This is a genomic window from Streptomyces sp. NPDC001617 (genome assembly GCF_053596855.1).
Map to the genome: position 1 here is coordinate 21,202 of NZ_JBSFHA010000047.1, position 22,195 is coordinate 43,396.

18 protein-coding genes are annotated in these 22,195 nt (G+C 70.7%); 8 read left to right on the forward strand and 10 right to left on the reverse strand.

Annotated elements, in window-relative coordinates; translation table 11 throughout:
* Positions 1-16 precede the first annotated feature (16 nt).
* The 4 genes from ACWC09_RS30435 to ACWC09_RS30450 are packed head-to-tail and all read right to left on the reverse strand — an operon-like array spanning position 17 to position 4,998.
* Positions 17-643: a GTP-binding protein gene (locus ACWC09_RS30435; RefSeq protein ID WP_450854114.1), complete on the reverse strand. Its 627-nt coding sequence runs from the start codon at positions 641-643 to the stop codon at positions 17-19.
* Positions 624-1,097, reverse strand: a complete 474-nt coding sequence (locus tag ACWC09_RS30440; protein ID WP_450854115.1) for a DUF742 domain-containing protein — start codon at positions 1,095-1,097, stop codon at positions 624-626. The genes ACWC09_RS30435 and ACWC09_RS30440 overlap by 20 nt, the downstream gene beginning before the upstream one ends.
* The gene (locus ACWC09_RS30445; protein WP_450854116.1) at positions 1,094-1,597 is read right to left on the reverse strand and encodes a roadblock/LC7 domain-containing protein; all 504 of its coding nucleotides are present in this window, start codon (positions 1,595-1,597) and stop codon (positions 1,094-1,096) included. Before ACWC09_RS30445 ends, ACWC09_RS30440 begins: the two co-directional genes overlap by 4 nt.
* Positions 1,594-4,998, reverse strand: a complete 3,405-nt coding sequence (locus ACWC09_RS30450; RefSeq protein ID WP_450854117.1) for a nitrate- and nitrite sensing domain-containing protein — start codon at positions 4,996-4,998, stop codon at positions 1,594-1,596. The genes ACWC09_RS30445 and ACWC09_RS30450 overlap by 4 nt, the downstream gene beginning before the upstream one ends.
* Before the next feature lie 381 nt (positions 4,999-5,379).
* Between ACWC09_RS30450 and ACWC09_RS30455 the strand changes: the two genes are divergently transcribed.
* Complete coding sequence (locus tag ACWC09_RS30455; protein ID WP_450854118.1) at positions 5,380-6,183, forward strand: protein phosphatase 2C domain-containing protein; 804 nt, start codon at positions 5,380-5,382, stop codon at positions 6,181-6,183.
* A 6-nt stretch (positions 6,184-6,189) separates the two neighbouring features.
* On the opposite strand, the gene ACWC09_RS30460 is transcribed toward ACWC09_RS30455, so the two are convergent.
* The gene (locus tag ACWC09_RS30460; RefSeq protein ID WP_450854119.1) at positions 6,190-6,681 is read right to left on the reverse strand and encodes a MarR family winged helix-turn-helix transcriptional regulator; all 492 of its coding nucleotides are present in this window, start codon (positions 6,679-6,681) and stop codon (positions 6,190-6,192) included.
* 191 nt (positions 6,682-6,872) lie between these two features.
* Between ACWC09_RS30460 and ACWC09_RS30465 the strand changes: the two genes are divergently transcribed.
* The gene (locus tag ACWC09_RS30465) at positions 6,873-7,691 is read left to right on the forward strand and encodes a lysozyme (RefSeq protein WP_450854120.1); all 819 of its coding nucleotides are present in this window, start codon (positions 6,873-6,875) and stop codon (positions 7,689-7,691) included.
* A 71-nt stretch (positions 7,692-7,762) separates the two neighbouring features.
* Here the strand turns inward: ACWC09_RS30465 and lon are convergent, their stop codons facing one another.
* Positions 7,763-10,177: an endopeptidase La gene (gene lon / locus ACWC09_RS30470; RefSeq protein WP_450854121.1), complete on the reverse strand. Its 2,415-nt coding sequence runs from the start codon at positions 10,175-10,177 to the stop codon at positions 7,763-7,765.
* 330 nt (positions 10,178-10,507) lie between these two features.
* Here lon and ACWC09_RS30475 point away from each other — a divergent pair, with 330 nt between their 5' ends.
* Positions 10,508-12,010, forward strand: coding sequence for a sulfatase family protein (locus ACWC09_RS30475; protein WP_450854122.1), 1,503 nt, complete (start codon positions 10,508-10,510; stop codon positions 12,008-12,010).
* Here ACWC09_RS30475 and ACWC09_RS30480 read toward each other — a convergent pair.
* From ACWC09_RS30480 to ACWC09_RS30490, 3 genes are all read right to left on the reverse strand, one after another.
* Positions 12,007-12,816 carry a rhomboid-like protein gene (locus ACWC09_RS30480; protein ID WP_450854123.1) on the reverse strand — a complete coding sequence of 270 codons (810 nt, stop codon included), beginning with the start codon at positions 12,814-12,816 and terminating at the stop codon, positions 12,007-12,009. The genes ACWC09_RS30475 and ACWC09_RS30480 overlap by 4 nt on opposite strands.
* 168 nt (positions 12,817-12,984) lie before the next feature.
* Positions 12,985-13,425, reverse strand: a complete 441-nt coding sequence (locus tag ACWC09_RS30485; protein WP_450854124.1) for a hypothetical protein — start codon at positions 13,423-13,425, stop codon at positions 12,985-12,987.
* On the reverse strand, positions 13,422-13,625 hold the full coding sequence (locus ACWC09_RS30490) for a hypothetical protein (protein ID WP_450854125.1): 204 nt from the start codon (positions 13,623-13,625) through the stop codon (positions 13,422-13,424). Before ACWC09_RS30490 ends, ACWC09_RS30485 begins: the two co-directional genes overlap by 4 nt.
* 406 nt (positions 13,626-14,031) lie before the next feature.
* On the opposite strand from ACWC09_RS30490, the gene ACWC09_RS30495 reads away from it, so the two are divergent.
* From ACWC09_RS30495 to ACWC09_RS30515, 5 genes are all read left to right on the forward strand, one after another.
* Positions 14,032-14,727 (forward strand): spermine/spermidine synthase domain-containing protein, encoded by a 696-nt coding sequence (locus ACWC09_RS30495; protein WP_450854126.1) that lies wholly within the window; start codon positions 14,032-14,034, stop codon positions 14,725-14,727.
* A gap of 133 nt (positions 14,728-14,860) precedes the next feature.
* On the forward strand, positions 14,861-15,598 hold the full coding sequence (locus ACWC09_RS30500; protein WP_058923261.1) for a response regulator transcription factor: 738 nt from the start codon (positions 14,861-14,863) through the stop codon (positions 15,596-15,598).
* Positions 15,595-16,716 (forward strand): HAMP domain-containing sensor histidine kinase, encoded by a 1,122-nt coding sequence (locus tag ACWC09_RS30505; protein WP_450854127.1) that lies wholly within the window; start codon positions 15,595-15,597, stop codon positions 16,714-16,716. Before ACWC09_RS30500 ends, ACWC09_RS30505 begins: the two co-directional genes overlap by 4 nt.
* A gap of 294 nt (positions 16,717-17,010) precedes the next feature.
* Positions 17,011-20,808: a multifunctional oxoglutarate decarboxylase/oxoglutarate dehydrogenase thiamine pyrophosphate-binding subunit/dihydrolipoyllysine-residue succinyltransferase subunit gene (locus ACWC09_RS30510; protein ID WP_450854128.1), complete on the forward strand. Its 3,798-nt coding sequence runs from the start codon at positions 17,011-17,013 to the stop codon at positions 20,806-20,808.
* A gap of 208 nt (positions 20,809-21,016) precedes the next feature.
* Positions 21,017-21,196 (forward strand): DUF6104 family protein, encoded by a 180-nt coding sequence (locus tag ACWC09_RS30515; protein WP_003992906.1) that lies wholly within the window; start codon positions 21,017-21,019, stop codon positions 21,194-21,196.
* Positions 21,197-21,272: 76 nt separating this feature from the next.
* Here the strand turns inward: ACWC09_RS30515 and ACWC09_RS30520 are convergent, their stop codons facing one another.
* Complete coding sequence (locus ACWC09_RS30520; RefSeq protein ID WP_450854129.1) at positions 21,273-22,106, reverse strand: hypothetical protein; 834 nt, start codon at positions 22,104-22,106, stop codon at positions 21,273-21,275.
* Positions 22,107-22,195: the final 89 nt, after the last annotated feature.

The following is a 22,195-nucleotide window of genomic DNA, read 5'->3' on the forward strand; positions in this document are numbered from 1 at the left end:
CAGGACTGCTCGGGGACTACTCGGGGGTTTCGTCCAGCGCGTGGGCGACCAGAGACAGAAGCGTCTCGATCACCGAGATCCTCCGCCGCGCATCCATGATCATTACAGGTATGTGCGCGGGGATCGTCAACGCCTCCCGCACGTCCTCGGGTTCGAAGCGCTCGCTGCCGTCGAAGTGGTTGACCGCGACGACGTACGGCAGCCCGCAGCTCTCGAAGTAGTCGAGCGCGGGGAAGCAGTCCTTGAGGCGCCGGGTGTCGGCCATGACGACGGCGCCGATCGCACCGCGCACCAGGTCGTCCCACATGAACCAGAACCGCTGCTGGCCCGGCGTGCCGAACAGGTAGAGCACCAGGTCGTCGTCGAGCGTGAGGCGGCCGAAGTCCATGGCCACGGTGGTGGTGAGCTTGCCGGGCGTGGCGGTGAGATCGTCGGTCTCCTCGCTGGCCTCGGTCATCAGCGCCTCGGTCTGCAGCGGCGTGATCTCCGAGACGGCGGTCACCAGCGTGGTCTTGCCGACGCCGAAACCGCCCGCCACCACTATCTTCGTGGCTATGGGGGCACGGGTGCGGTCCGTCTGCCAGGACTTCAGATCCTCGTCGGTGTCCTCGAATGCGGTGTCTCTAAAGACGACGGAGTCCACTCAGCACCCTTTCCAGCAGAGCGCGGTCGGGACGGCCCGTACCGTGACCGGTCCCGGTGCCGTACACACGGATCTGTCCCTGGTCCGCGAGGTCGCTGAGCAGCACGCGGACCACACCGAGCGGCATCCTCAGCAGCGCGGCGATCTCGGCCACCGTGCGCATACGGCGGCACAGTTCGACGATGGCCCGCATCTCCGGCATGACCCGGGTGGTGAGGGAACCTCCCCCGCTGCCAATAGCACGGGCGGTGCCCCCAGTCAGCTCCTTGCGCTCCTCGGGGGCGTCGAGCGCGGCCGTGCTGGCCACGAACGTCTCCACGAGGAGGACATGGCCGAAGCGGGTACGGCCGCCCGTGAGCGAGTAGGGGCGGACGCGGGCGGGTTTGCGGTCGCCGCCGCGGACCGGGAGCGTCTGTTTCCCGGAAGTCCTGGGGTTCTTGGGGGTGTTGCTCACGGGGCGCTCCCGGCGGACTGCTGCTCCAGGGATTGTCGTAGCTCGCTGCGGAGTTCGGGGGTGAGGACGTGGCCGGCGCGGCCGACGAACAGGGCCATGTGGTACGCCACCACGCTCATGTCGCAGTCCGGGGAGCCGTGCACGCCGAGCAGTGAGCCGTCGCTGATCGACATCACGAACAGGCTGCCCTCGTCCATCGCGACCATCGTGTGCTTCACCGGGCCGGAGTCCATGAGCCGGGCGGCGCCGATGGTGAGGCTGCCGATACCGGAGACGATGGTGGCGAGATCGGCGGAGGAGCCTCGGGGGCTCTTGGTGGTGCGGGACTGTGCCTGACGGGCCTCGTCGTTTCGGCCCGGGTCGGAGGAGAGCAGCAGGAGTCCGTCGGATGAGACGACCGCCACTGATTCGATGCCCGGCACCTCCTCGACCAGGTTGGTCAGCAGCCAGTGCAGGTTACGGGCTTCACTGCTCAGTCCGAAGGTACTGGGCGCGGTCAACTGCTTGCCTCCTCGACTGTGCCCCCCGTGGCTTCTTCGGATGGAGATGATTCTGTGGCCGATGCCTTGGTCTGGCCTGTTTGTTCGGCGATCTCTGCCTGTACGTCGCGGTAGCCGGCGGTGGCGCCGCGGCGGAAGCCGCCGAGTCTGCGGCGGAGGGCTTCGGCGTCCACGGAACCGCTCCGCTTGGGTTGAGCCGATGGGGGTGCCGTGATCTTCGGGGTGCGCTTGGGGAGGCCCTTCGCGGTGACGGGTTCCTCGTCCGGGGTGCGGGTGTGTTCCGCCTCGGCTTCGCCTTCGGCGTGTTGGTTCCCACCCGCACCACCCGTACTGCTTTCGTCGTCGGGTGCGGGTGGCCCCTGTGGGGCGGACTCGCCGTCGGCGGCCGCGGGGTGGAGGTGGAAGGGGACCGGCTCGGGCTCGGGACGCGAGTAGAGCTCAGCCGTCTCCGGCTCGGAACGGGCATATGGCTGGGACGGTACCTTCTCGGAACGGGCGAAGGCCTCAGCCGCCTCCGGCGCGGGGCGCGAGTAGACCTCGGCCGTGCCCGGCTCGGAACGCGAGGAACCCTCAGCCGCCCCCGGCTCAGAACCGGCGAAGGCCCCAGCCGCCCCCGGCTCAGAACCCGAGAAGACCCCAGCCGCCCCCGGCTCGGGACGGGCGAAGGCCTCAGCCGCCCCCGGCTCAGAACCGGCGAAGACCCCAGCCGCCCCCGGCTCAGAACCCGAGAAGACCCCAGCCGCCCCCGGCGCGGGACGGGCGAAGGCCCCGGCCGCCCCCGACTCAGAACCCGAGAAGGCCCCAGCCGCCCCCGGCTCAGAACCGGCGAAGGCCCCAGCCTCTCCCGGCTCGGAACCCGAGAAGACCCCAGCCGCCCCCGGCGCGGGACGGGCGTGGGACTCGGTCGGCTCCGGCTCGGGGTGTGTGTCGGACTTGTTCAGCTGAGGTGGGATGAGGAGTTCCATCGTCGTCTCGGCCGGAAGGGGGACGCCTGTCCTCGGCGGCTCCGCGGCGTCACCGTGCGGGTCCTGGCCCAGCGCCACGGCGTCCTCGTCCCGCGCGGTCGCCTCGGCGGCCGTCGGCTCTCCGTGCTCCGGCCTCTCACGTGCGGCGTCGGTCTCCGCCAGGAGCGCCTCGTCGGCGCCCCTCCCCCGTACCGCCCTCTCCGCCAGTGCCACCAACGGGTCCGTTGAGGCCGAACGGCCGTGCAGGACGTTGGAGTTGGCCTCGGCGTCGGCTCCCGGGAGGGAGAAGGTGGGGTTGGTGCCAGGTGGCGGGGAGGCTGAGGCGGACGGGATCGCGGACGACGGGGCCGGGGCCAGGAGCGCCTGTGGGAGGACCACCACCGCGGCCACTCCGCCCTGCTTCTGCGCGCGCAGCTGGACGCGGACGCCGTGGCGGTGGGCGAGGCGGGCGACGACGTAGAGGCCGAGGCCCAGACCCTCCTCGCCCTCCTGGTCGTAGGGGGACTCGGGGTCGAACTCGGACAGGCGGGTGTTGAGGCGGGTCATGCGGTCGGCGGTCATGCCGATGCCCTCGTCCTGGACGGAGAGCATGACCTCGCCGTTCTCCAGCAGCCAGCCGGAGACCTCGACGGGCATGTCCGGCGGGGAGAAGGAGGAGGCGTTCTCCATCAGTTCGGCCAACAGATGGCTCAGGTCGTCCGCGGCGAAGCCGGCCACATGCGCGTGCGGGGGCAGGGCGGCGATGCGGACCCGCTCGTAGCGTTCGATCTCGCTCACCGCCGCCCGGACCACGTCCACCAGCGGGACCGGGCCCGCGTGCTGCTGCACGTGTTCGGTGCCGGCGAGGACCAGGAGGTTCTCGCTGTGGCGGCGCATGACCGTGGCGAAGTGGTCGAGCTTGAAGAGGGTGGCGAGCCGGTCGGGGTCGTGCTCGCGCTCCTCCAGGCCCTCGATGACCGTCAGTTGGCGCTCGATCAGGCCGAGGGTGCGCAGGGACAGGTTCACGAAGGTGCCGCCGATGCTGTCCCGCAGGCGGCCCAACTGGGCTGCGGCGTCGGCGAGTTCGGTGCGCAGCTCCTCGCGGGCGTCGGCCATCTTCTGGCGCTGGCCGACCAGGTGCTTGCGGTCGGCCTCCAGGGTGGCGATGCGCTCGTGCAGGGCGGCGGCGTGCGTGTGCAGGGCGTTGACGGAGCGGACGACCTGGGCGAACTCGTCGTTGCGGCCGGTGAAGGTGATCGGCTCCTCGGCGGCCGGGTCCGACGACTCCGCGAGGCGGGCCGAGCCTCGGCGTAGGACGGACAGCGGCCGGGTCAGCGAGCGGGCCATCGCGGTCGCGATGCCGATCGCCACCAGCATCAACGCGCCCAGGACCGCGATACGGATCTCCAGCGCGGTGACGTCGTCGTCACGGAGCTTCGCGAGGTCCTTGGTACGGCGGTCGTAGAGGGCGGACTCGACGCCGCGCATCATGTCGACGCGGGCGGAGAGCGCGGCGTCGACCTTGGTGGCGCTGGTGCCGAGTTCGGAGTCGCTCAGGGTCGGCTGGTCGGTGAGGGAGGCCAGGTACGTGTCGGCCTGGTTGACCTCGGGGCCGGTGACCGTGGAGTCGTACGACGTCTTGGCCGCGTCGGTCGCGGTCTCGCGGAAGTCGGCGAGGGCGGCGTCGGAGCGCAGCCGGGCCTGCTGGGCGGCGGCGGTCAGGGCGTCGCGGGTCTTGGTGTCGGCGGCCGAGGAGGTGGTGGTCGTGCTCGTCAGGCCGGTGAGGGGGTTGGTGACGGTCCGGGTGGTGCGGGGGACGTCGAGGGCCGCGAGGAGCAGGCCGCGGGCGGCGGCCGACTGCTGTACGGCGGAGTCGAGTTCGGCGAGCGCGTGGGCGCCGCCGCCGGCCCGGGTCGGCATCTGCTCGGCCAGTTGCTCGGCGAGCCGGTGCAGGCCGGTGATGGCGGTGGAGTAGGCGTCGTGGGCCTCGAGGGCGCTGTTCCGGCCGGTGAGCGCGGAGCGGCGCAGGCTCGCGATGCCGTCGAGGTCGGTGCGCAGGGCGGCGGAGATGTCGGTGTCGGCGCGCAGCTCCTCGACCTGTCGGTCGACGCGGGCGCTGTGCTGCTCGGAGGGGGCCTTGGACTTGGCGCGGCCCGCCGCGATGTACGCCGTGACGTCGTCCCGCTCGTCGGCGAGCGAGTGGGCGAGGGCCAGCGCGTCCTGGGTCTGCCCGGCGAGCGTCACCAGGTCCTGGGAGTCATTGAGCCGGCCGGAGGCCGCGAGGACGGACGGTGCTCCGGCGCCCGCGACGGCAGCGGCGACGACGGCCACGGCGACGATGAGCCGGTTGCGTACGTGAGTGGGCCGGCCCTTGCCGGTGACGGGGCCGGGGGTCTGCTCCGAACCCCCTGCGGGGGCCATCTGCTTGCCTGTACGACGAGGCCGCCTCTTCTGCACCGGTGCTCGCATTCCTGACTCGTGATACTCGTGGGCCCGGGTGACGCTCCGTCAACTTCCGCCGACTGTGCGCAAAACACCCCGTACGGGTCCCGACCCTCCCAACTCCCTTGGGCGGTGGCCGCGCATCACCTGACCCGCCACCCGAAGGAGTGAACATCGGAGGAGAGCGGCCGGGCAAGTTCCTCCGGCCCTTGCGGCGGCCTTTCCCGGCAGGCCGGTTGGACGTCTGCGGCGGGCGGTGGCACTATGTGCCACCACGCCTTCCCGGAACATCGGATTCCACCCCAAATCAGGCACCTGACCTGCGCGAGTACGCCAATTCGGCGACCAATGCCAGCCTTTGGTGAAGCCCGTGAAGACGTCGTGCAGACTGGCCGAATGCGTACGGAACTTGTTTCGGAGCCGGGCGATCCCACCCGCCCCAACGAGGACTTCGCCGCCGTTGCCCTGCCCGCTTCCGGCCGGGGCGGTGCGGTGGTGGTCCTGGACGGGGTGACTCCGCCGCGCGGCGAGACGGGCTGTCTGCATTCCGTCCCCTGGTACACGGCCCGCCTGGGCGGTGCGCTGACCGAACTGACCGTTTCCCTCCCGGATGTTCCGCTGACTGAAGCGCTTTCCCGCGCCATCACGCGTACCGCCCGGGCACATGAACAAACCTGTGACCTTTCTCACCCGCGCACCCCACAGGCCACGGTGGTCGTGGCGCGCTGGGGCCGGGACTCACTCGACTACCTGGTCCTGTCCGACTCGGCCCTGCTGCTGGAGTCCCCGGAGGGCACGGTGACGGCCGTACTGGACGACCGGTTGTCGCGCCTGCCGCGCGCCTCGCTGGCCACGGACGCGCTCGTGGACTCGACGGTCCGCAACAAGGAGGGCGGCTTCTTCACCGCGGCGGCGGACCCGACCGTGGCGGCACGCGCGGTGACGGGGACGGTGCCACGACGCGAGGTACGGGCCCTGCTGGCCCTCTCCGACGGGGCCGCACGCTGGGTGGAGAAGTTCCACGAGGGCGACTGGCCGGACTGTCTGCGCTTCGTCCGCAAGGAGGGCGCGACGGCACTGGTGGAGCGGGTCCGCGAACTGGAACGGTCCGACGCGGAGACCCGCACCCACCTGCGCCGGAGCAAGACCCACGACGACGCGACGGCGGTGTACGCGGAACTGCCCACCGCCCGCGGCTGACCCCGTCTACCGCTCCATCCCCCGGTTCAACTGCCCGAGCAGCCGGGCGAGTTCGGACACCTCGCGCCGGTCCCAGTGGGCCAGCTGGCTGACGTACCGCCCTCGGCGGGCCTCCCGGACCTTCGTCACACGGTGGTGGCCCTCGTCCGTGAGGTGCACCAGCCACGCCCGGCCGTCGGCGGGGTCGGGCTCGCGGGCGACGAGGCCCAGGTCCTCCAGGGCGCGGAGCTGGCGGGACATGGTGGCCTTGCCGACGCCGATGTAGGCGGCCAGTTCCGTGGCCCGCTGGCGGCCGCACTCGTCGAGGCGGATCAGCAGGCCGTACGCCGCCGGCTCCAGGTCGGGGTGGACCTCGCGGGCCATCTCGCCCTGGTTGGCGCGGGCGCGCCGCAGCAGGACCGTCAGTTCGCGCTCCAGGGACAGGTACTCCTGGTCCGCACCACTTGGTGACGCTGGGGAGGAGAGTCGGGTCTCGTCCCCGTTTCCGCCTTCGTGCACGTCAACCCCTGCCTCGGATTTCCCGGTCCTGAAAGTTTCCGCCCGACGCGGTCATCGCCGCAGCTCCTCAAGTATTTCGCAGGGCTAGACCAACGGCAGCCTCCGCCCCCTCTTCACACCCGTTCCTCTACGTGCGTAGCTTCTTCGTCGTTTCCCCCCACCGAGCATCACCGAGCCTTCGGAGGCACGCCATGCCCGTGCACAGACCGAACCCGCTCCGCCCCCGGCGCCTCTTCCTCGCCGGACTCCTGCTCGCCGCTCTCTCGCTCACCCTCGCCGCCCCGGCCGACGCGGCGACCACCCCGTCCCGCGGCTCCGCCCACATGGGCATGGGCGTCCTCGCCCACGACGGCCAGGGCGGCACCCCCGCCGCCGGTGCCGCCACCCAGACCGAGGGCGTCGACGTCTCCGGCTATCAGGGCAACGTCGCCTGGTCGACCCTGTGGAGCAGCGGGGTCAAATGGGCCTACACCAAGGCGACCGAGGGGACGTACTACACCAACCCCTACTTCGCCCAGCAGTACAACGGCTCCTACAACGTCGGCATGATCCGCGGCGCGTACCACTTCGCCACCCCCGACACCACCAGCGGCGCCACCCAGGCCGACTACTTCGTCGACCACGGCGGCGGCTGGTCCCAGGACGGCAAGACCCTCCCCGGCACCCTCGACATCGAATGGAACCCGTACGGGGCCGAGTGCTACGGCAAGTCCCAGAGCGCGATGGTCGGCTGGATCACCGACTTCCTGGACACGTACAAGGCGCGGACGGGCCGGGACGCGGTGATCTACACGGCCACCAGCTGGTGGACCGACTGCACCGGGAACTACTCCGGCTTCGCCTCGTCCAACCCGCTGTGGATCGCGCGGTACGCGTCGGAGGTGGGGACGCTGCCGGCCGGGTGGTCGTACTACACGATGTGGCAGTACACCTCGTCCGGCCCGACCGTAGGCGACCACGACAAGTTCAACGGCGCGCTGGACCGGGTCGTCGCCCTCGCCAACGGCTGACGCACGCACGTACGGCGAAGGCCCGGGCCTCCCTCACGGGACCCGGGCCTTCTCCTATCCGGTTGCGTCCGTCACGCCGCCACCGGAACCTCCGGCCTCGCGTCGTTCGTGGCGGGCGCGAGGGCCAGTTCCAGGACCTGACGGACATCCGTCACGGCGTGGACGTCGAGCTTGTCCAGGACCTCCGCGGGGACGTCGTCCAGGTCGGGTTCGTTGCGCTTCGGGATGATGACGGTCGTGACGCCCGCCCGGTGCGCGGCCAGCAGCTTCTGCTTGACGCCACCGATGGGCAGGACGCGGCCGGTCAGGGAGACCTCGCCCGTCATCGCCACGTCCGTGCGGACCAGCCGGCCGGACAGGAGGGACGCCAGCGCCGTCGTCATCGTGACGCCCGCGCTCGGGCCGTCCTTCGGCACCGCGCCCGCCGGGAAGTGGATGTGGACGCCCCGGTCCTTCAGGTCACCCACCGGCAGCTCCAGTTCGGCACCGTGCGAGCGCAGGAAGGAGAGCGCGATCTGCGCCGACTCCTTCATCACGTCGCCCAGTTGCCCGGTCAGCGTCAGACCCGCCGCGCCCGTCTCCGGATCGGCCAGGGACGCCTCGACGAACAACACATCACCGCCGGCACCCGTCACCGCGAGACCCGTCGCCACACCCGGGACCGCCGTACGGCGCTCGGCCGGGTCCTGGGCGGACTCGGGCACGTGGTGCGGACGGCCGATCAGGGCGCGCAGGTCCTCGTCCTTGATGGTGAACGGCAGCTCCCGGTCGCCCAGTTCGTGCTGGGCCGCGACCTTGCGGAGCAGCCGGGCGATCGAGCGCTCCAGGGTGCGGACGCCCGCCTCGCGCGTGTACTCGCCGGCGAGCTTGCGCAGGGCGCTCTCGTCCAGGGTCACCTCGTCCTTGTCCAGGCCCGCCCGCTCCAGCTGGCGCGGAAGCAGGTGGTCACGGGCGATGACGACCTTCTCGTCCTCGGTGTAGCCGTCCAGGCGGACCAGCTCCATACGGTCGAGCAGGGCCTCCGGGATGGCTTCGAGCACGTTCGCCGTCGCCAGGAACACCACGTCGCTCAGGTCGAGTTCGACCTCCAGGTAGTGGTCCCGGAAGGTGTGGTTCTGCGCCGGGTCGAGGACTTCGAGGAGTGCTGCGGCCGGGTCGCCGCGGAAGTCCGATCCCACCTTGTCGATCTCGTCGAGCAGGACGACCGGGTTCATGGAGCCGGCCTCCTTGATCGCCCGCACGATACGGCCGGGCAGTGCGCCGACGTACGTACGGCGGTGGCCGCGGATCTCCGCCTCGTCGCGGACGCCGCCGAGGGCGACGCGGACGAACTTGCGGCCCATGGCGTGCGCGACCGACTCGCCGAGCGAGGTCTTGCCGACGCCGGGCGGGCCGACCAGGGCCAGTACGGCACCGCCACGCCGGCCGCCGATGACGCCCAGGCCACGGTCCGTACGGCGCTTGCGCACCGCCAGGTACTCGGTGATCCGCTCCTTCACGTCCTCCAGACCGGCGTGCTCGGCGTCCAGGATCGCCTTGGCGCCCTGGATGTCGTACGCGTCCTCGGTCCGGTCGTTCCACGGGAGTTCGAGGACGGTGTCCAGCCAGGTGCGGATCCAGGAGCCCTCGGGCGACTGGTCGGAGGACCGCTCCAGCTTGTCGACCTCCTTGAGGGCGGCCTCGCGGACCTTCTCCGGCAGGTCGGCGGCCTCCACGCGGGCGCGGTAGTCGTCGGACTCCTCGCCGTCCTGTTCGCCGTTGAGCTCGCGCAGCTCCTTGCGGACGGCCTCCAGCTGGCGGCGGAGCAGGAACTCGCGCTGCTGCTTGTCGACGCCCTCCTGGACGTCCTTGGCGATGGTCTCGGCGACGTCCTGCTCGGCGAGGTGGTCGCGCAGGAGCTGGGTGGCGAGCTTGAGGCGGGCCACCGGGTCGGCGGTCTCGAGCAGTTCGATCTTCTGCTCGGTGGTCAGGAACGGCGAGTAGCCGGAGTTGTCGGCGAGCTGGGACACGTCATCGATGGCCTGGACGCGGTCCACGACCTGCCAGGCGCCGCGCTTGCGCAGCCAGGCGGTGGCAAGCGCCTTGTATTCCTTGACGAGTTCGGCGACCTGGCCGGGCAGCGGCTCGGGAACCGTCTCGTCGATCCTCGTCCCCTCGACCCACAGTGCCGCGCCCGGTCCGGTGGTGCCGGCGCCGATCTTCACCCGGCCGCGGCCGCGGATGAGGGCGCCCGGATCACCGTCGGCCAGCCGGCCGACCTGCTCGACGGTGCCGAGCACGCCGGTGCTCGGGTACGTGCCGTCGATGCGTGGGACCAGCAGGACCTTCGGCTTTCCCGGTTCGGACCGGGCGGCGGCCTGGGCGGCCTCCACCGCGGCGCGTACGTCGGCGTCGTTCAGGTCCAGCGGAACCACCATTCCGGGCAGCACGACCTCGTCGTCGAGCGGCAGCACAGGCAGAGTGAGCGGTGTGGACGTCGAAGCCATGATCTCCCCTTCGGCAGTCAAGTTGAGCTATGCCGACTCAATGCACAGCGCTTCGCCAATGTTCCCCCGGTGGCGTTCGCTGTCAGCGATCGGGCGTTGAGCTGGGCGTTCGCTGGGGGCTGCCACCCCCAGACCCCCGCTTCGGCCTGAACGGCCCCGTCATCGAACGCCGGACGGGCTGACCTGTGCGGACCGGCGTCCGGAAGTGCCGACCGGCATCAGAAGGCAGGGGCACCGCCATGAAACCGCAACGCCATTCACAGGAAGCGGCCGCAGACTGCAAGCTCGTTCACAGGTTCATGCGGGGATGCACGGGGGTTGGGGAAGCGGATGGCCGAGGGACAGCGGCGGGGGCCGGCCCGGCGTGCCGTGATCGCCGGTGCGGGCGTGGTGGCCGCGGGGGCGGCCGTGCCCTTCGTGGCGAGGGCGATGGGCGGCGCCGGTTCCGGGAGCGCTGGAAGCACCCCGGCCGGCAACGTGCCCCGAGCGGCCGCACCGGCCGCCAGTCGGGCCGTCTCCCCGACCCCGCACCGCCGCGCCCGCTCCGACCACCGCCCCAACATCCTCTTCGTCCTCACCGACGACCAGCCGAAGGACACGGACTGGGCCATCCCCCAGACCCTCGACTGGCTCGGCGGCAACGGCGTCACCTTCACCCGCGCCCACGCCAACACCCCGCTCTGCGCGCCCTCCCGTGCCTCGATCATGTCGGGCCGGTACGCCCACAACCACGGCGTCCTGGACACCCGGCACCCGTACCACCTCGATCAACGCACCACGGTCCAGCGCCAGTTGCACGAGGCGGGCTACCGCACGGGCCTGTTCGGCAAATACCTCAACTACTGGCACACCGGCGACGACCCGCCGCACTTCGACGAGTGGCTGCTCCAGGAGCCGGTGGCGTACTACAACGGCCACTACAACGACAACGGCACGGTCCGGAACATCCCCGGGTACAACACCACCGTCATCAAGGACCGCGCCCTCTCGTTCATCGAGCAGTCCCGCACCGACCGACGCCCCTGGTTCGCGTACGTGGCCACCCGCAGCGCGCACGAACTGAACATCCCGGAGCGGAAGTACGCCCACACGCGCGTGCCGGAGTGGGACGGCCGCCCGTCGGTCTTCGAGTCCGACAGAAGAGACAAGCCCCTCTTCCTCCGCAAGGCCCACCACTCCCTCGCCCAGGGAAGGGCCCTGCGCACCCGCCAGTTGCGCACCCTGCTCTCCGTGGACGACGCGATGCGCGACTTCCGGGACAAGCTGCGCGAGCTCGGCCAGCTGGAGAACACCCTGGTGGTCTTCACCAGCGACCACGGCCTGTGCTGGGCGGACCACGGCTGGCTGCGCAAGTCGGTGCCGTACCGTCCGAGCCTGGAGGTCCCCTTCTACGTCTCCTGGCCGGAGGGCGGCCACGGCGGCGCGCGGACCGACGACCGCCTCACCGCCCACGTCGACATCGCCCCCACCTTCCTGGACGCGGCCGGCATCACCCCGGACACCCCGTACGACGGCCACTCCCTCCTCGACCGCCGGAGCGACCGCACCCACCTGCTCGCGGAGTGGTGGTGGAACCGGCAGGACAAGGAGCCGATCCACACCTGGGCGACGTACATCGGCAGGACGGAGCAGTACACCGAGTACTACCGCACCCGCCTGGACAGGACCGGCCGCCCGAAGGGCACGGGCGAGGTGCTGTTCCGGGAGTACTACGACCTCGTGGCCGACCCTTATCAGCTGAGCAACCGGCTGCACGGGGCGAACGAGGAGCAGGAGCGGCGGCTCGGCATCCCGGGGCTGGCACGGGAGTTGGCCGCGGCGCGGAAGTCCTAGGAAGCGGGGACGAGCGAGGCCGTCTGCGCGTCCGGGGAGCCCTGGCCGGCCCGGCGCCAGCGTCGCACCATCGGCCAGCACGCCACGCCTATCGCCAGCGAGATCAGATGACCCCAGTTGGTCATGGGGTCGGTGAAGGCGATCAGATCCTCGACCAGCATGCCGCCGAAGAGGAGCAGCATCGGCCAGCGCAGCCATGGGGTGAGCAGGCCGGCCAGGGCGCCCACGCTGGCGGCGACGCCGAAGCTGATGCCGTAGTCGAGGCGGTGCAGGGAGGTGTGGGGGAGGTCGCCGACCAGCACGCCGAGGCCGACCGCGCCCTCGGTCGCGAGGGTGGCCAGGACATGGCCGAGGAGGAAGACGACGGCCGCTCGGGCGCCGCCTATACGGCGTTCCAGGGCGGTCAGGACCAGCAGGAAGCAGAGGACGTACGGCGATGCCAGGCCGCCCGCGACCCACAGGGCGCTGGCGAGCAGGACCAGCACGGGGGTGCGGATCAGGTGGGCCACGTCCGTGCTGGAGCCCTGGTGGAGGGCGTAGACGAGAGAGGGCGAGGCATAGGTGGTGATCAGGGAGGTGACGGCGAGGGCGGCCGCGTAGCCGAAGGTGAAGGGCGTGCCGGTGGGGGTGGGCAGGATGTGCCAGGGGCGGAGGCGGGTGCGGGGGCCGGAGGGCCGCGCCGGTGCGGCCGACGACGGTGCCGGCGCCGCCGGGACGCGCTGGCGAGGCAGGCCGTCCAGCAGGTCGGAGACCTCGGGAAGGGGCCCGGCCAAGGGCTTGGCGTCGGCCGTCGCGGCGTGTTCCACAGTGGGGGGTCTCCTTCCGTTCGCAACCCCACCTTTCGGGGCCACACGGGCCACTGTCTATGACCGACGCCACGCATCGGGCGATTCTCAGCAACCTCTAAGCGAAGACTCAGGAGCCGACGGTTCATCGGTGAGTACGTCGATCCCGACCGGGCCGGGGAAGGGAGCTCACGGCCTCAAGAGGGACACCTGCTTCGCATGCGCCGCCTGGGTGGCGGGATCCCAGTCACCCGTGCAGTAGACGGACGCCTCGCTGATCGCGCCGTCCCGGATCTCGGCGCGCATCAACTCCCGGCAGTACCAGGTGCCTCGCTCGTCCTCCCAGCTCTTCTCGAACTCCAGCACAAGGCCGGTCGGAGTGGCGTCCACCCGGTGGCGCGGGACGGCGCCGAGGAAGGGATGACTGCGTCGGCGTACCGCGACGAGCTCGTCGCGGCCCCGCGACTGGAGGCGCCACTGGGGCACGGTCAGGTCGAGGAACACATCGTCCGTGAACAGCCCGTCGGGGGCGGTGTTGGTCTCCAGGAACCGTACGAAGAGCTCGGCGAGTTCCCGGACGCGGGTGTCGGTCGTGCCTGTGGTTGTGGGCGTGGTCGTGGTCGTGGTCATGACTGGGCTCCGGCGAGGTTGCGGCCGACGACCTCCATCGTGCGGTTCAGTTCCGCCGTGGGGCTGAACTCGACGATCTCGGTGCCGGCGAAGACGAGCGGGAGGTGGCCGGGGGCGCCGTAGTAGGCGTCGCCGGCGTGGATGGCACCGCGGCTCGCCGGCGCGACCGACGATCTCTCCGGACCAGATGAGCCGGTCACGACAGTGGTCGGGACCGGGGCGGGCGTCGCACAGGGCGGCGAGCGCCGTGGCCAGGGTCGCCGGGTCCCCGACCGCACGAGCGACACCCACGGCCTCCTCGGCGAGCGCCAGCCGCCGCGCCTCCGGTTCGAGAAGCCCGGCGGCCAGAGAGAGACGCGCTGTGACGGCGGCGCGCAGGGCCAGGGGGGTGGCTGGGGTGGTGGGGGAGGCGGGGTTGGGATCACGCACTTCTCGCCGAACTCGCCGAACTCGCCGAACTCTCGCTGCTTCGAGCGTAGGCACCGGCGGCGGCCCGCGCGAGGCGCGCGGGAGGAACGCGAGAAGCAGGTGGAGAGCCGCTCGCGATCCCTCGCCGTCACCCGTAATTCCCCCGGCCGCCGGCCCCGATTCGTGCAGGATGGACCCATGACCGCCAGCCGCGACGCCTACGACATCTGCGACGCCCCCGTCGTCCTGGACCGTCGCGAGGGCCCCTACGGCGAGGTGGTGCTGCGCCGGCACGGTGAGTTGCTCCAGATCATCGCCAACGGGTGCTTCCTGATGGACACCTCGGACGGGCGCTCGGAGCGGCTGCTCGTCGATGTCGCGCTCGACGCACTGGAGGACAGACCGAAGCCGAACCTGCTGATCGGAGGCCTCGGCGTCGGCTTCTCGCTCGCACACGCGGCCGAGAATCCGCGATGGGGCGCCATCACCGTCGTAGAGAGGGAAGCCGCCGTCATCGACTGGCACGAGCGCGGGCCGCTTTCGGAAATGTCGGCCGATGCCCTCTCCGATCCGCGCACCGACATCGCGGAAGCGGATCTCGTCGCCCACCTCCGTGAGACATCCACCACTTACGACGCCCTCTGCCTGGACATCGACAACGGTCCCGACTGGACTGTCACGGACGGCAACGAAGGACTGTACTCACCGGCCGGACTCGCAAGCTGCGCAAGGGTGTTGAAACCCGGCGGGGTACTGGCCGTGTGGTCGGCGCAGCCCTCTCCGGAATTTGAAGGAACACTCTGGAATGCCGGGTTCCAACGGGTGCGTACCGAAGAGATCCCGGTTGCCCGGGGCGTTCCCGACGTCGTGCACCTCGCCGTCCGACCTGGATAGCCGAAGCGCGGTTACTCCCCGTACTCTGCTTCCCTGACGCGGATCATTCAAGCGTCAATCGCAAGCATGCGCAGGCACTGCCAGTCAGCGGAATGACCCCCACACATTCCGGAAAGCAACTCAGGGGCGGGCGATGGAGCAGACCCACACATCCCACAACGGCACGACGGCGACCCCGGGCGCACAGCGCCGGGTCCTGGTGGTCGAGGACGACCCGACCATCGTGGACGCCATCGCGGCCCGCCTGCGCGCCGAGGGTTTCCTCGTGCAGACCGCGGGTGACGGCCCGGCCGCCGTCGACACCGCCGAGGCCTGGCAGCCCGATCTGCTGATCCTCGACATCATGCTGCCCGGCTTCGACGGTCTGGAGGTCTGCCGCCGTGTGCAGGCCGCCCGTCCGGTACCGGTGCTGATGCTCACCGCGCGCGACGACGAGACCGACATGCTGGTCGGGCTCGGTGTCGGCGCCGACGACTACATGACCAAGCCGTTCTCCATGCGGGAGCTGGCCGCGCGGGTGCATGTCCTGCTGCGCAGGGTGGAGCGGGCGGCACTGGCCGCCGCGACGCCGAGAAGCGGCATCCTGCGCCTCGGCGAGCTGGAGATCGACCACGCGCAGCGGCGGGTGCGGGTCAGGAGTGAGGATGTCCACCTCACGCCGACCGAGTTCGACCTGCTCGTGTGCCTCGCCAACACTCCCCGCGCGGTGCTCTCCCGGGAGCAGCTGCTCGCCGAGGTGTGGGACTGGGCGGACGCGTCGGGCACGCGGACCGTCGACAGCCACATCAAGGCGCTGCGCCGGAAGATCGGCGCCGAGCGGATCCGCACGGTGCACGGCGTGGGCTACGCGCTGGAGACCCCGACGCCATGAGCGGCGGTCCGGCCGCACGCAGGGGCCCCGGGGAGCAGGAGCCCTGGGGCGGTCTGCGCCCGTTCTCGATCAAGACCAAGCTGGGCGCACTGGTCGTCATCGCGGTCCTCATCACCACCGGGCTGATGATGATCGCGATGCGCACGGCGACGGAGCTGCGCTTCATCACGGTCTTCTCGATGATCGCCACACTGCTGATAACGCAGTTCGTGGCCCATTCGCTCACCGCGCCGCTGGACGACATGAACGCGGTCGCGAGCGCCATCTCGCACGGCGACTACACCCGCAGGGTGCGCGAGAACCGGCGGGACGAGCTGGGCGACCTGGCCCAGACGATCAACCGCATGGCCGACGACCTGGAGGCCCAGGACCGTCAGCGCAAGGAGCTGGTGGCCAATGTGTCGCACGAGCTCCGGACGCCCATCGCGGGGCTGCGTGCCGTCCTGGAGAACATCGTGGACGGCGTCACCACCGCCGACCCCGAGACCATGCGCACGGCCCTGAAGCAGACCGAGCGGCTGGGCCGGCTGGTGGAGACGCTCCTCGACCTGTCGCGGCTGGACAACGGCGTCATACCGCTGCGGCAGCGGCGCTTCGAGGTGTGGCCGTACCTCTCGGGTGTCCTCAAGGAGGCCAACATGGCCGTGCCCGCGCGCGCGGGCATCGCCTCGGGTTCCGGCAGCAGCACACGTACGGACGTCCATCTGCACCTCGACGTCTCGCCGCCGGAGCTGACCGCGCACGCGGACCCCGAGCGCATCCACCAGGTAGTGGCGAATCTCATCGACAACGCGGTCAAGCACAGCCCCGCGCACGGCCGCGTGATCGTGAAGGCCCGGCGCGGCACGCTGCCCGAGTCGCTGGAGCTGGAGGTGCTCGACGAGGGCCCCGGCATCCCCCGCTCGGAGTGGCACCGCGTCTTCGAACGCTTCAACCGGGGCGGCGCGGGTGCGTCGAACGGACACGGCGGACACGGCGGCGACGGCGGTACGGGCCTGGGGCTCGCGATCGCCCGCTGGGCCGTCGATCTGCACGGAGGCCGGATCGGAGTGGCCGAATCCGAGCGTGGCTGCCGGATCCTCGTCACCCTTCCGGGAGAGACATCCATTCAAAGTTGACGTAAAGTCCGAACCGGAGCCTCAAGATCCACCTGCCTCCGCGTCGGCGGACACGTGTGATCAGGAACACGCCCGCAGGCCGTGCCTGCAGGGCTTACGTCCGTGCACCCCGGGCAGGGCCAAGTCGTAACGGAACCACGCTTGTTTCCCGCCAAAACCACGCCCGAAACACGCTTTCCGATGTGACTTACGCGACGATGACCTTGCTCGGCCTGACCTACCCGGCCATGGAGGCGTAGCCTTTATTCCCGCTGTCCATCACCTTGTGAGAAGCGGAAGAGGGCGGTTGCCGCCGTGTCGCCACAGTCCCCCAGTAACTCGAGCATCTCGACCGACGACCAAGCCGGGAAGAACCCCGCAGCTGCGTTCGGTCCCAACGAGTGGCTCGTCGACGAGATCTATCAGCAGTACCTCCAGGACCCGAATTCGGTAGACCGAGCCTGGTGGGACTTCTTCGCCGACTACAAGCCGGGAGCGGCCACCGCCTCGGCTCCGGCGGGTACTGCGGCCGCGGGGGCCGCAGGGACCACCGCGGCAGCTCCTACGGCGCCCGCCGCGGCCCCCGCCGCCCCCGCGCCGGCCCCGGTCGCCCCCGCGGCGCCGAAGCCCGCGGCCGCCGCTCCGGCGCCCGCCGCCGCTCCGGCTGCCGCCAAGCCCGCCGCGCCCGTCCCCGCCGCGCAGCCCGCCGCCGCCAAGGCCGCGCCCGCGGCCCAGGCCACCGACGGCCCGGAGCTGGTGACCCTGCGCGGTCCCGCCGCCGCCGTCGCGAAGAACATGAACGCCTCGCTGGAGCTGCCGACCGCCACCTCGGTCCGCGCGGTCCCGGTGAAGCTGCTGTTCGACAACCGCATCGTCATCAACAACCACCTCAAGCGCGCCCGGGGCGGGAAGATCTCCTTCACGCACCTGATCGGCTACGCGATGGTGCAGGCCATCAAGACGATGCCGTCGATGAACTGGCACTACGCGGAGAAGGACGGGAAGCCCACCCTCGTCAAGCCGCCGCACGTCAACTTCGGCCTCGCCATCGACCTGGTGAAGCCGAACGGCGACCGCCAGCTCGTCGTCGCCGGCATCAAGAAGGCCGAGACGCTGAACTTCTTCGAGTTCTGGCAGGCCTACGAGGACATCGTCCGCCGCGCCCGCGACGGCAAGCTGACGATGGACGACTTCTCGGGTGTCACGGTCTCCCTGACCAACCCGGGCGGCCTCGGCACCGTGCACTCCGTGCCGCGTCTGATGCCCGGCCAGTCGGTCATCATGGGCGTCGGCTCCATGGACTACCCGGCGGAGTTCCAGGGCACCAGCCAGGACACCCTGAACAAGCTCGGCATCTCCAAGGTCATGACGCTCACGTCGACCTACGACCACCGGGTCATCCAGGGCGCAGCCTCCGGCGAGTTCCTGCGCATCGTCGCGAACCTCCTGCTCGGCGAGAGCGGCTTCTACGACGAGATCTTCGAGGCCCTGCGCATCCCGTACGAGCCGGTCCGCTGGCTCAAGGACATCGACGCCTCGCACGACGACGACGTCACCAAGGCCGCGCGTGTCTTCGAGCTGATCCACTCCTACCGGGTCCGCGGCCACGTCATGGCCGACACCGACCCGCTGGAGTACCGCCAGCGCAAGCACCCCGACCTGGACATCACCGAGCACGGCCTCACCCTGTGGGACCTGGAGCGCGAGTTCGCGGTCGGCGGCTTCGCCGGCAAGTCCCTGATGAAGCTGCGCGACATCCTCGGCGTGCTGCGCGACTCGTACTGCCGCACCACCGGCATCGAGTTCATGCACATCCAGGACCCGAAGCAGCGCAAGTGGATCCAGGACCGCATCGAGCGCCCGCACACCAAGCCGGAGCGCGAGGAGCAGCTGCGCATCCTGCGCCGGCTGAACGCCGCGGAGGCCTTCGAGACCTTCCTGCAGACGAAGTACGTCGGCCAGAAGCGCTTCTCCCTGGAGGGCGGCGAGTCGGTCATCCCGCTGCTCGACGCGGTCATCGACAGCGCGGCCGAGTCCCGCCTGGACGAGGTCGTCATCGGCATGGCCCACCGCGGCCGGCTGAACGTGCTGGCCAACATCGTCGGCAAGTCGTACGCCCAGATCTTCCGCGAGTTCGAGGGCAACCTCGACCCGAAGTCGATGCACGGCTCCGGCGACGTGAAGTACCACCTGGGCGCCCAGGGCACCTTCACCGGCCTGGACGGCGAGCAGATCACCGTCTCGCTGGCCGCGAACCCGTCCCACCTGGAGACGGTCGACCCGGTCATCGAGGGCATCGCCCGCGCCAAGCAGGACATCATCAACAAGGGCGGCACGGACTTCACCGTCCTGCCGGTCGCCCTGCACGGTGACGCGGCCTTCGCGGGCCAGGGCGTGGTGGCCGAGACCCTGAACATGTCGCAGCTGCGCGGCTACCGCACCGGCGGCACGGTCCACATCGTCATCAACAACCAGGTCGGCTTCACGGCGGCCCCGGAGTCCTCCCGCTCGTCGATGTACGCCACCGACGTGGCCCGTATGATCGAGGCCCCGATCTTCCACGTGAACGGCGACGACCCGGAGGCCGTGGTCCGCGTCGCGCGGCTCGCCTTCGAGTTCCGCCAGGCGTTCAACAAGGACGTGGTGATCGACCTCATCTGCTACCGCCGCCGCGGTCACAACGAGTCGGACAACCCGGCCTTCACCCAGCCGCTGATGTACGACCTGATCGACAAGAAGCGCTCGGTGCGCAAGCTGTACACCGAGTCCCTGATCGGTCGCGGCGACATCACCCTGGAGGAAGCCGAGCAGGCCCTGCAGGACTACCAGGGGCAGCTGGAGAAGGTCTTCACGGAGGTCCGCGAGGCCATCACGGCCCAGCAGGGCACCGGCCCGGTCTCGGACCCGCAGGCCGAGTTCCCGGTCGCCGTGAACACCGCGATCTCCACGGAGGTCGTCAAGCGGATCGCCGAGTCCCAGGTCAACATCCCGGACTACTTCCACGTACACCCGCGTCTGCTGCCTCAGCTGCAGCGCCGGGCGGCGATGGTCGAGGACGGCACGATCGACTGGGGCATGGGCGAGACCCTGGCCGTCGGCTCCCTCCTGCTGGAGGGCACCCCGGTCCGCCTCTCCGGGCAGGACTCCCAGCGCGGCACCTTCGGCCAGCGTCACGCGGTCCTGATCGACCGCGAGACGGGGGAGGAGCACACCCCGCTCCAGTACCTCGCCGAGGAGCAGGCCCGCTACAACGTCTACAACTCCCTGCTCTCCGAGTACGCGGTCATGGGCTTCGAGTACGGCTACTCGCTGGCCCGCCCCGACGCGCTCGTGATGTGGGAGGCGCAGTTCGGCGACTTCGTCAACGGCGCGCAGACGGTGGTCGACGAGTACATCTCGGCGGCGGAGCAGAAGTGGGGCCAGACGTCCGGCGTCACCCTCCTCCTCCCGCACGGCTACGAGGGCCAGGGTCCGGACCACTCGTCCGCGCGCGTGGAGCGCTTCCTCCAGCTCTGCGCCCAGAACAACATGACGGTCGCGATGCCGACCCTCCCGTCGAACTACTTCCACCTCCTGCGGTGGCAGGTGCACAACCCGCACCACAAGCCGCTGGTGGTCTTCACCCCGAAGTCGATGCTGCGCCTGAAGGCCGCCGCGTCGAAGACGGAGGAGTTCACGTCGGGTCAGTTCCGCCCGGTCATCGGCGACACGTCGGTCGACGCGGCCGCGGTCAAGAAGGTCGTCTTCTGCGCCGGCAAGGTCTACTACGACCTCGAGGCCGAGCGTCAGAAGCGCGGTGTCACGGACACGGCGATCATCCGCCTCGAGCGCCTGTACCCCCTCCCGGGTGCCGAGCTCCAGGCCGAGATCGCCAAGTACCCGAACGCCGAGAAGTACCTGTGGGCCCAGGAGGAGCCGGCGAACCAGGGCGCCTGGCCCTTCATCGCCCTCAACCTCATCGACCACCTGGACCTGGCGGTCGGCGCGGACATCCCGCACGGCGAGCGCCTGCGCCGCATCTCCCGCCCGCACGGCTCCTCGCCGGCGGTCGGCTCGGCCAAGCGTCACCAGGCCGAGCAGGAGCAGCTGGTGCGTGAGGTGTTCGAGGCGTGAGCCTGTGAACATCGGTTGATCGACCGGATCGACAGGTCGGCCCCATCGCCTCGGGTGAGGTGGTGGGGCCGATCGCGTCCCGCGCCCATGCATGACCGCCCGGCGCTTGTGCGGAGCGCAAACCGAGCAGTACGGGCAGTGCGCGGGGCCGCATAACCTGGAGGAGTACGACCCCCAGGCCCCAGGCCCAGTCCCAGGAGAGCATCCCGTGTACTTCACCGACCGAGGCATCGAAGAGCTGGAGAAGCGGCGCGGCGAGGAGGAGGTCACCTTCGAGTGGCTTGCCGAGCAGCTGCGTACGTTCGTCGACCTCAACCCGGACTTCGAGGTGCCGGTGGAGCGGCTCGCGACATGGCTGGCGCGGCTGGACGACGAGGACGACGAGTAGGCGGACGGGGAAGACGAGGGGTGCCCGCGCGGCGCCCCTTTTTCGTGCGCGTCGGTCTCGCGGGGGCTCGTGCCCCTCAGTCGCGTGGGCGGATCAGTTCGTACGTCAGCCCCAGCGCCCCGTGCGCCAGCAGCAGCGCCCCCGCGGCGGTCCAGCCGCCACTGCGCCGTCGTAGGCCCCAGACGGTGAGCGGCAGCCCCGCCGCCACCTGGGCCAGGGCCAGGGCGCGCGAGCGGGGTGTGCCCGACCACGGGAGCCAGGGGCTCAGAGGGCTGCTGTCGACCATGTCCAGCTCCGCCCGTACGGCCTGCCGCCGGCCCGGCCGCTCCACCGGGCGCGCGTCCGGCTGGGCGTGGGCGGCCTCGCGCAGGTGATCGGCGGGCTCGCCGGGGGTGAGGCCCGTGGGGAGGGTGACGCCCGCGTGGGTGAGTACGGCGAGCAGGCCCCGTAGGCGCGCTGGACCGTCGACTTCGGGGTCCGGCTTCGTCAGGTGGTCGAGGGCCTGGACGTCCAGGACGGGATCAAGGCCGAGGCGGGCCGCGAAGGTGCGCATGGCCTCGTCCTCGCCGGCCGGGGTGCCGTTGGTGAGCCACACGTAGCCGACGGGGCGGCGGAAGCCGGAGGCGAGGGTGTAGCCGGCGCGGTCGGCGTCCCACCACAGGGCGAGTGCGGGCCAGGGGGCGCCGACGGCGAGGGCGGTGGCCCAGCCGGTCAGGACGCGGTCGACGGGTTCGCCGGCCTGCCGCCAGGGTTGGCCCTCGGGGACGAGGGCGCTCCAGGTGTCGCCGGCGGGGGTGAGCAGCATGGGTTCGCGCAACAGGTGGGCGGCGGGGGCGACGGAGTCGGGCTCGGCCCGGCAGAGCAGTAGGGCACCCGAGGCGGGGCCGGTACGCGATGCATCCGTCGACATGGTCACAAACTAGGGTGATTCGCCTCGTGGGTCACGTTCGGGGCCGTGAACATCCCCAGAAAGAGTGTCTTGACTTTCCGTGGCCGCGA

Excerpts from the sequence above, each read along its gene's own strand:
- ACWC09_RS30455 (WP_450854118.1), top strand. The coding sequence starts at position 5,380 with ATGCGTACGGAACTTGTTTCGGAGCCGGGCGATCCCACCCGCCCCAAC.
- ACWC09_RS30465 (WP_450854120.1), top strand. The coding sequence starts at position 6,873 with ATGCCCGTGCACAGACCGAACCCGCTCCGCCCCCGGCGCCTCTTCCTC.
- lon (WP_450854121.1), bottom strand. The coding sequence starts at position 10,177 with ATGGCTTCGACGTCCACACCGCTCACTCTGCCTGTGCTGCCGCTCGAC.
- ACWC09_RS30475 (WP_450854122.1), top strand. The coding sequence starts at position 10,508 with ATGGCCGAGGGACAGCGGCGGGGGCCGGCCCGGCGTGCCGTGATCGCC.
- ACWC09_RS30485 (WP_450854124.1), bottom strand. The coding sequence starts at position 13,425 with ATGACCACGACCACGACCACGCCCACAACCACAGGCACGACCGACACC.
- ACWC09_RS30495 (WP_450854126.1), top strand. The coding sequence starts at position 14,032 with ATGACCGCCAGCCGCGACGCCTACGACATCTGCGACGCCCCCGTCGTC.
- ACWC09_RS30500 (WP_058923261.1), top strand. The coding sequence starts at position 14,861 with ATGGAGCAGACCCACACATCCCACAACGGCACGACGGCGACCCCGGGC.
- ACWC09_RS30505 (WP_450854127.1), top strand. The coding sequence starts at position 15,595 with ATGAGCGGCGGTCCGGCCGCACGCAGGGGCCCCGGGGAGCAGGAGCCC.
- ACWC09_RS30520 (WP_450854129.1), bottom strand. The coding sequence starts at position 22,106 with ATGTCGACGGATGCATCGCGTACCGGCCCCGCCTCGGGTGCCCTACTG.